The following is a 5,240-nucleotide window of genomic DNA, read 5'->3' on the forward strand; positions in this document are numbered from 1 at the left end:
GTATAATGAAGTATAATGAAGTATAAAATTATATAGTAAAGTATAATGAGGTATTAAAATGTACAGTGAAAATCCATTTGATGCCGAATTTGGCGGAATTCCTGAACTATATCTTGATTTTAATAATGATGCTGTCAAATATGCTAAAAGAGCTCATCGCTATAAAAAACACCCTACTTACTCCCTATTTATTACAGGAGTTCGTGGCTCTGGCAAAACAGTATTCATGAATAAAGTTGGCAAAGAACTTAATAAATATGATGATACTGTTGTCGTAACTCTTCATAATACTGAAGATTTATTTCGCATGATGTATATAAAATTAGCACCAATGCTAAGCAAAATTAAAAAGTGGTCGTCTTCTATTTCAATTAACTTACCTTTTGTTTCGCTAAACTTTGCTGAAGCAAATGAAAAGCATGATGAGATTTACTATAAAACTGAAATCACTAAAATTTTAAAATTATTGAAGCAAGTTAACATGCGTGTCGCGTTTTGTATTGATGAAGTTTCTAATACACCAGCAATTCAGAAATTAGCTGAAGAATTTAATAATTGGAGTTTAAGTGAGCTTCAAGTTTCTGTTATCATGACTGGATTATTGAAGGAAGTAGCTGAACTTTCTAGTTCGCATAATTTAACTTTTTTGGTGCGTGCTGATAGATTTCATGTTAATAAATTGCAGAAACTATCAATTGCTCAAGCTTATATCAAGGTATTTGACATTACAAGTGATCAAGCTGAAGAAATGGCAGAGATGACACAAGGCTATGCTTATGCTTTTCAACTAGTCGGAGATTTAATGTATGAAGAACTAGCTAGCGGCAAAGGGTTTGATCAGGCTTGGAATTATACTAAATTAGCTTTTAAAGATACGCTTTTCAATCAAGCATATGATGTCATCTCACACGAATTAACAGAAATTGATTTTCAATTTCTCTATGAGATGTCAAAAGATAATAATATCAGTACAATTATTGAAAAAATGGATAAAAGCAAGCAATATGTCAATATGTATCGTACAAAACTAATTAAGTATGATTTAATTAGGCCGATTATTCGAGGTAAATTGGGGTTCACCCTACCACTATTTAGAGAATTCATCCAAGCAAAATATGACGAATTAAATTGGGGATAATAAAAGCTGGAAATGACAAAATTATGTCAATTCCAGCTTTTCTTTTAATTATTTTGAATATTCAAATCAACTATAATCATCTGATGATTATTATAGGCACTGTTTATACCCACTTCCCAGAAATCATCTTGAGTAATAGTTGTTTGCAGCTTATTACAAGTATCAAAAAATGCGTGGGGATTCAGTTCTTCATATGGCAACCAAATAAAGACAGAGCTTTTATCATCATAATGAATAGTCACAGAACTAAGATTCTTCCAATATAAAAATCGTCGTGCCAAATTATATTCTTCATTATACTCCATCATATTAGTTTTAACTTTACTTGCAGATTCGTAATCAATCACAAAATGGGCACTTTCACAATGTAAATCAACCGAGAACTCATCATTAGGATCATTATTAAATCTCCAATTATGAGCAAAATCCTTTTGAATATTGTTTAACTCAACGATAGGAACGGATTTAATTGGTAAAACCCCTACTTCACAATTTTCAAACCCAAATTCGATACTTACTAATTTTTTAGACATACAAATATCTCCTCAGCTGTCTAATAATTAATACCTAGTTTGTCTATGATCTCTTTTAGTTCTTTCTTACGAGAATATTCACGATAGATCAATTCTGCATTCAGAGCTGCATTTGATAGATCATCTTCTTTAGAATTTAATTTGTCAAAATCAAATTCTTCTCTTACTTTATCAAATGAAACCAATTTCCCAGGGTTCTCTTTAATCTCGTCTATCTGCGTAGTAATAGTATCTAATTCTTTTTTCAAATTCTCTTGTTCATAACCAAAAAATGATGCTTCTTCCATGATATCAACTAAAAGATCTAATAAATATCTTTGAGTTAATTGGTTATCAGCAATCCACCAGCCCATGATTTCGGTTTGAGGAGAAAACTCATAAGCATAGCTATTAGCATCTAATCCTTTTTTCTTTAAATCATCTACAAACACTAAATTAAAATCCGTGCCAATCCCTAACCCATCTTCCATTTTTCGTTGAATAAAGAAAATGCCCTGATTGCTACTTTTCGTAATCTTCATTTCCTTTAATCTTGACAAATAAGTGTGAAGACGATATTGGGAATACCTTCTGGCATCTCCGATTGTAACTTCATCTTCAAAATCATCTAAAGAAACCGGATATGTTTCTAAATAATTATCAATCAAACTTTTTTCATCAATGTTTTTTAGAGTTTCTTGAACTGTCTTCATTTCTTTTTCCATTTCTAAAAACATCAATCGCAGAGTGATTCTAATTATAACAAAAAAATTTGCAAATGCAGAGCTTATTTTTATTTACGATAATTTCTCTTCAAAAAATGTTCCATTGCTTCCGGCTCATGGCCAGTGATATGAGCAAAGTCATCACTTAAACCGTGCAAGTAACCCATTGCCCCACCTGCATACATGGAAGCAAGTTCATCGCCATCACCTTCAGAAGCATAAATTTTACCAAATTCTTCAACGCTTACTGGATGATAACCAATTTCATGGCCAGTAACTTCAGTCATCACAGCACCAAGTTCCGGCATTGTATAAGAACGCGCTTGAGTAAGCAAATAAGTTCTTCTACTCTTTAAAATTTCTTCATTCAAAGCCATCTTAGCCATTGCTTCGGCAGAATCATCTAAAGTAATAAAACTCATTGCTTGTTTGCCAACTGGATAGATCAAGCCTTTTCTTTCAATTAATTCAGGCAAATATGGTACTAATGGATCTGCGTACAAGGCATTTTTAGCAATAGCATAATTTAACTTCGTTCCAGCTAGTCGTCTTGGCAAATAACCATAAAATGGTGACATAATAAACGGGTTATCTTCTTGATCAGCAATAAAACTCATTGCTACTAAGTTCTTGACTTGATTTTCTTTCATTGCAGCTAGAACATTTTCAAGTTCTCTTACTCGATCAAAAACCGAATATGTTTTACTTGCTACATAAATTAAAGTATCAATATTTTGAAATGAACCTACTAAAGTAGCTTGTTTCTGAAAATCAATTTCGCGACCTTCGTAACCTGCGTCAATTAATCTAGTAGCATGATTTTTATTATGGACTAAGGCTACAATTTCATTTTTATCAATTTCTTTACTTAGTTGTTCGACCACTTTGCCACCTAAGTGACCTGTAGCACCTGTAACTGCTATTTTCATTTAAATATCCTCCACTACAACGGTAGCGGCTAAAGCAAAATTGAATAATATTAAACTATCAGATATTGTTGATACGATTTTAGTTAAGCAAAAAGAAAAAGAGCATAAACAAAAAGATGTTAAGTGACAAAATCACTAACATCTTTTTTGTTATCAGCTATTTCCAGCAATATACTCTTTTAATTGGTCTAACCTATTTATTCTAAAAGTAAATCCTTGCATCCCCAGATCCTTTGCGGCTTGGGTATTAGCGGCTAAATCATCGATAAATATACTCTCTTTTGCTTTTAATTCATATCTATTTAAAAGTATTTGATAGATTCGCTTGTTGGGTTTCATTATTTTCTCTTGTGCTGAAAAAACATAACCATCAAAATATTCTCCGCGCTCAGAATTTTTGACAAAATTAGCAAATTTCATCCCTGTATTAGATAAACCATATATCTTATATCCTTGTTTTCGCAGTTCAGAAATATATTCAAACACTGCTTCGTAAAAGTCGACTTTTTCAGGCCATGTGTCCATAATTAATTGCACCTTGTCTTTTAAGTCTCGATCAACACGACTCTTAAAAATCTCGGTTGCTTCTTGTTCATCTATTTTTCCAGCGTCAATTTCTAGCCATTGCTCTGACTGAAAAATATTTTTTAATAAAATTTCATGTTCTTTGGCTGTTAGGGGATATTTATCCAATATTCGATCAGGATTATAGTTCATAATTACATTGCCGAAATCAAAAATTATATTTTTTAGCATCTCTAATTCTTTCTAATTAACGATATTTAAAATATGTATTTCCAACTTATTATAATCAATTTAAATACAGAAAAAATAAAGAGATCGAATTCTCTTAAATAAGAATCGGTCTCTTCCCCTTTAAAAATCAGTCTTATCAGGATCATTAGCTAAGCCTGCTACACCATGTAAAGCATCTAATTTTGTCATGTCTTCAGGATTAATTTCAAAATCGAATACATCAGCATTAGCCTTAATATATTCAGGATGCACTGACTTCGGTAGTGGTAAGAATCCATGTTGTAGCGACCAACGAATCAAAACTTGTGCTGATGACTTGCTGTAATGCTGTGCAACTTCTTTAACTACATCATTACCTAATAAACCACCAGTTCCTAATGGACTATATGCTTCACTTAGTAAGCCGAGTTTTTCATCTTCAGCAACTACTTGCTCTTGCAAATCACTTGGATTCAAAAATATTTGATTAACTGCAGGTTTAATTTCTGCCTCTTTCATAAGAGCATCTAAGTGGTGCTTTCTAAAATTAGAAACTCCAATTGCCCTAATTTTACCAGCTTGTACCGCTTCCTGCATTGCTTGCCAACTTTCGGAATTCAATTCAGCCCAATTATCACGCATTTCTACTGGGTTTGGCCAATGAATAAGGTAAAGATCAAGATAATCTAAATTCAAATCTAACAAACTTTGATCAATAGCTTTCTTCGTTTTTTCATAACCATGATCAGAATTCCATAATTTAGTGGTAATAAATAAATCATGACGATTTATGCCACTTTGCTGGATCGCTTCACCCACGCTTTTTTCATTGCCATATGCTTTGGCAGTATCAATATGACGATAACCACAATTTAAAGCAGCTAAAACTGATTCTTTGGCTACTTCACCATTGGGAGTTTGCCAAGTTCCAAATCCAATGACTGGTATTTTAACACCATTATTTAAAGTATATGTGTCTTCTAGAGAATTAAATTTCATATATTGTCCTCCTAACTTGCACTAACTTTAGTATAGTAGAAAAATATAAATTTTTCATGAAAAGACATCATTATTTTATATTTTCAACTAGGATACCTTGAATTGAAAACAAAAAGACCATAATTTGTACTGAGACGTAAAAATTAGACAAATATTTGTTCTAGCTGACTAAGGCTTGATTTCGATATTCAATCGGAGTTAA

Annotated in this window: 6 protein-coding genes; 1 reads left to right on the top strand and 5 read right to left on the bottom strand. The window is 32.1% G+C overall.

All coding sequences use genetic code 11. The features are described from left to right. Positions 1 to 58 precede the first annotated feature (58 nt). A complete protein-coding gene (locus tag Q0Y70_RS09315; protein WP_297820243.1) occupies positions 59 to 1,138 on the top strand; it encodes an ATP-binding protein in 1,080 nt (359 codons plus the stop codon). A 44-nt stretch (positions 1,139 to 1,182) separates the two neighbouring features. Here the strand turns inward: Q0Y70_RS09315 and Q0Y70_RS09320 are convergent, their stop codons facing one another. The 5 genes from Q0Y70_RS09320 to Q0Y70_RS09340 form a co-directional block, all read right to left on the bottom strand. Beyond that, a complete protein-coding gene (locus Q0Y70_RS09320) occupies positions 1,183 to 1,671 on the bottom strand; it encodes a hypothetical protein (protein ID WP_297820246.1) in 489 nt (162 codons plus the stop codon). 20 nt (positions 1,672 to 1,691) lie between these two features. Beyond that, positions 1,692 to 2,375, bottom strand: coding sequence for a DUF6557 family protein (locus Q0Y70_RS09325; RefSeq protein ID WP_297820249.1), 684 nt, complete (start codon positions 2,373 to 2,375; stop codon positions 1,692 to 1,694). Between the two features lie 68 nt (positions 2,376 to 2,443). Further along, the gene (locus tag Q0Y70_RS09330) at positions 2,444 to 3,304 is read right to left on the bottom strand and encodes an NAD(P)H-binding protein (protein ID WP_297820252.1); all 861 of its coding nucleotides are present in this window, start codon (positions 3,302 to 3,304) and stop codon (positions 2,444 to 2,446) included. A 153-nt stretch (positions 3,305 to 3,457) separates the two neighbouring features. Then, a complete protein-coding gene (locus Q0Y70_RS09335) occupies positions 3,458 to 4,060 on the bottom strand; it encodes an HAD family phosphatase (protein WP_297820257.1) in 603 nt (200 codons plus the stop codon). Positions 4,061 to 4,180: 120 nt separating this feature from the next. Then, complete coding sequence (locus Q0Y70_RS09340) at positions 4,181 to 5,038, bottom strand: aldo/keto reductase (protein ID WP_297820260.1); 858 nt, start codon at positions 5,036 to 5,038, stop codon at positions 4,181 to 4,183. Positions 5,039 to 5,240 lie beyond the last annotated feature (202 nt).

The organism is uncultured Lactobacillus sp., assembly GCF_947367085.1.
Classification (GTDB): domain Bacteria; phylum Bacillota; class Bacilli; order Lactobacillales; family Lactobacillaceae; genus Lactobacillus.